The sequence below is a fragment of the Methylobacter sp. genome, assembly GCF_004322395.1.
GTDB lineage: Bacteria > Pseudomonadota > Gammaproteobacteria > Methylococcales > Methylomonadaceae > Methylobacter_A.
Window position 1 is genome coordinate 1 of sequence record NZ_SCTW01000074.1, and the last position, 3,419, is coordinate 3,419.

Below are 3,419 nucleotides of genomic sequence, written 5' to 3' on the forward strand. Positions count from 1 at the left end.
ACAACAGTGCCGGTGCTCAGCATAGAATTGATAACATGCCCTTCCTGTCCGAGAGATCCGGGCGCCATTCGGGCTGGCGGATTTTGGCTATGGTAGGTACGAATAACCCAATCGGGCTGATACAAATTCATAGACGGAACCGGCTCAAGCAAATCCATGTTTGCCAAATAATATGAATCAATCGTGCCGACATCGCGCCAGTACTTATCCTGCATGACACGTCCAGTTTCTTCGCCGAACCGGTAAGCATATACGCAATGTGTTCCGATGAGACGCGGAATGATGTCTTTGCCGAAATCATAGTTTGATGCGGTAAGGGCGTAGTCAGATTGCAATTCGCTGCTGAGCAACTCCATATTGAAAATATAGATACCCATTGATGCCAACGCACGGTCTGGATCGTTTGGCAAATGCTTGGGATGTTCCGGCTTCTCGTCAAACGCACGAATTTGATGAACATCATCCACGGACATAACACCAAAAGAGCTGGCACTAGCCAGTGGCACCGGCATACAAGCAATCGTTAATTCCGCTGCCTGGTCGAGGTGAAACTGAAGCATTGCGGCATAATCCATCCGGTAAATATGGTCTCCTGACAGAATGACTACATGGTTGGCATTGCTGCGTTCAAGCAGATAGAGGTTCTGGCGGATGGCATCGGCTGTCCCAGTGTACCAGGATTCTCCTGTTCGCATCTGTGGCGGTACGTGCGTGATGTATTCGGAGATTTCCGAGTTGAAGATAGACCAACCATCGCGCAGATGCTTTTGAAGTGAGTCCGACTTGTACTGAGTCAGTACCAGTACACGTCTCAAACCAGAGTGCAGGCAGTTTGATAGAGTAAAATCGATGATCCGGTAATTACCCCCGAACGGCACAGCCGGTTTGGCTCTCTCGGCTGTCAATGGATGAAGCCGCGAACCCACGCCACCGGCAAGAACGATGGCTATAGTTTTATCGAACATCCTTCACCTCGTCATTTAGGTCAAAAATAAGCGGCTTCCCTACCGGCTAGCTTACTTGCGCTTACGGCGCATGTTTTTCTACGGCTGCCTTAAAATCCCCTTCGACTTTAAATAATGGGATTTCTGTTTGCATAGTCCAAAAAGTCTTTCACTACTCATGGACCGTAGAATTTTACGTCTTGTCGTTGATATTTTTTTGGAGACAATAACCTTAATTGCTGCTGTGAATAGCGTTTAATCTAAACTCGGCTTCTTTATTTTAGCGATTACAGGTTGTGCCTGACCGACCATCTTAAATAATTGCGACAGATCATCTGAGGTTTGTACTGCCTGTTGTGCCCCTTAATTTTTTCTTGTGCCCAGTCCACGTCTCACCCGAACTCCATGACACAAAAGCGTTTCGTGTCTTGCCTAAAGTAATCCCTGCTCTGCCAAGATAACGGGAGATATCTTGCTGCGCTCAAGAACACAAGGGCCGAAATTATCAAATTTCGCATAGAGGGGCATAGAGGGTATGCATAAACATTATTATGTTTTTATTTAAGCTGAAATATTAATTGGTAATGTTTTTCGTTAAAACGACGAATTTCATGCGATATACTTATCTGGCATCATTCATAAACCCTTTCATTTTTATGTCTGATTTTAAAATGTGGTCGACGAGCCAATCCCGCAATACATGGTTAATTTCTCTACTCATTCTGTCCGCTTCATCCTGTGAACTATCTGGCTTGTCGATAAAGTTATAGATTTCATTTCTAATCATATCTAATTCAACTATAAGTGCCTCATGTCCTTCTTTGTTTTCCTCATAATAAGGGAACATATACTTAAGTTGCAGTTTTTCTTCGTGATGAAAATGCTCTCTAGCAGACTCATAGAGCTGATCGACAAAAAATCTTAAAGAATCTTTTTCGTGCGGATTACGCAATACTACTTCTAACGCATTAAGCAGCGTTAATAATAACTTATGCTCCATATCAATAATGGCATTGTCCACACTAAATCTTGGATCCCATCTAATTGGCATAGGTACCTTTAAATTTGTAAAAATTTTTCAGCATTTTCCACTTTTAGCGTCCGTTTTTCCAGCTAAAAATATAATAACCATTATTATAAACAACAATATAGCAACAATTACCGTCATATTGGATGCTCTCTTATTGAAAAACTTACGAGTTTTCAACGCTTTTAATAACTCAATTTTACAATCTTTTAATTTTGACACTGTTGGCGGACTAGGCAGCAAGCATGCCTGGCTTTTCCGCTATGGACACAGTCTGACCATCCGATAACATCGGATGGTCCGGTACGATGACGCTCGCCCTTTTAACGATTATCTGTTACTAATATTGTTCAGTTTCAATCAGTTCGATTGGTTTTACGCTAACTCTTTTTTATGGCTATGCTATTAAAATAGCTTCACGTTATGAAGCATGGCGATATATAGCAAAGAACTTATCGTTTATTTCTTATCCAAACCAATAAAGCCTAATGCTTGAAGCCATTTTTTATCTCTTCGTATCGTGTCAAGCCTGATTTTACGAGCATAATGCTCAGCTTTAGTCTGTACATAAAGAACCAGCAAGCGGAAAAAATTTTCTTGCATAAACCCGGTATTCAGCGATATTGATCTTACTGCTATCCGCGTGATTAAAGGCGCATACCTAACAAATAACTCATCTTCCAAACTAACAATGGCTTCGACAGTCCCAGGATCACCTTGACGCGCTGCACGGCCAAACAGCTGTCTATCAACTCGCGCGCTTTCATGAAACTCGGTCAATATAACGTGCAACCCTCCTGTTTCAGCCACTTCATCAGATAGTTTGATGTCGGTACCTCGACCCGCCATATTCGTCGCTACCGTTACCTTGCCAGGCAACCCAGCCTGCGCGACCGCTTCCGCTTCAATATCGTCTTGGCGCGCATTCAGCACGGTATGCGCAAGCCCCATGTCGGCAAGGAGCTGACCCAAATATTCAGAGCCTTCTACGGAACGCGTACCCACTAATACGGCTCTTCCCATGGCCGCCAATTCGGATGTACGAACGGCTACATGCTGCCATCGCGCCTCCGAAGTCAAAAAAACACGATCCGGCAATCTTTTTCGACGGCTGGTTTTATGCGTCGGAACCTTTGCCACCGAAATATCGTAAACCCGCTTCAACTCAGGTTCGACTTCTTTAGCAGTCCCGGTCATACCTGAAAGGAGCAGATAGCGTCCAAAAAATCGCTGATAGGTAATTTGCGACAAGGTTTTCCGTTGCCCGCTTATTTCGCAATTTTCCTTAACCTCAATCATCTGATGCAGCCCCCGTTCCCATGTCCTGTCAGGCATGGCGCGGCCGGTAAATTCATCGACGATCTGCACTTTATTCTCGGCAACGATGTAATGTTGATCGCGATGGAACAAATATAAGGCTGAAAGGGCTTTTTGTATCAGTTCATGAC

The 3,419-nt window shown here is 44.0% G+C and carries 3 protein-coding genes; all 3 read right to left on the reverse strand.

Translation table 11 applies throughout. From position 1 onward, the window contains the following. On the reverse strand, positions 1-965 hold a 965-nt coding region (locus EPO18_RS11100; RefSeq protein ID WP_292433434.1), incomplete at its 3' end, for a glucose-1-phosphate adenylyltransferase. Between the two features lie 601 nt (positions 966-1,566). Continuing rightward, positions 1,567-1,995: a bacteriohemerythrin gene (locus EPO18_RS11105; protein ID WP_292433435.1), complete on the reverse strand. Its 429-nt coding sequence runs from the start codon at positions 1,993-1,995 to the stop codon at positions 1,567-1,569. Between the two features lie 435 nt (positions 1,996-2,430). Next, a partial coding sequence (locus EPO18_RS11110; RefSeq protein ID WP_472850894.1) for a preprotein translocase subunit SecA occupies positions 2,431-3,419 on the reverse strand: 989 nt, incomplete at its 5' end.

Bases quoted from the DNA above. Each gene is read 5' to 3' on its own strand.
- EPO18_RS11105 (WP_292433435.1), bottom strand. From the start codon at position 1,995: ATGCCAATTAGATGGGATCCAAGATTTAGTGTGGACAATGCCATTATT.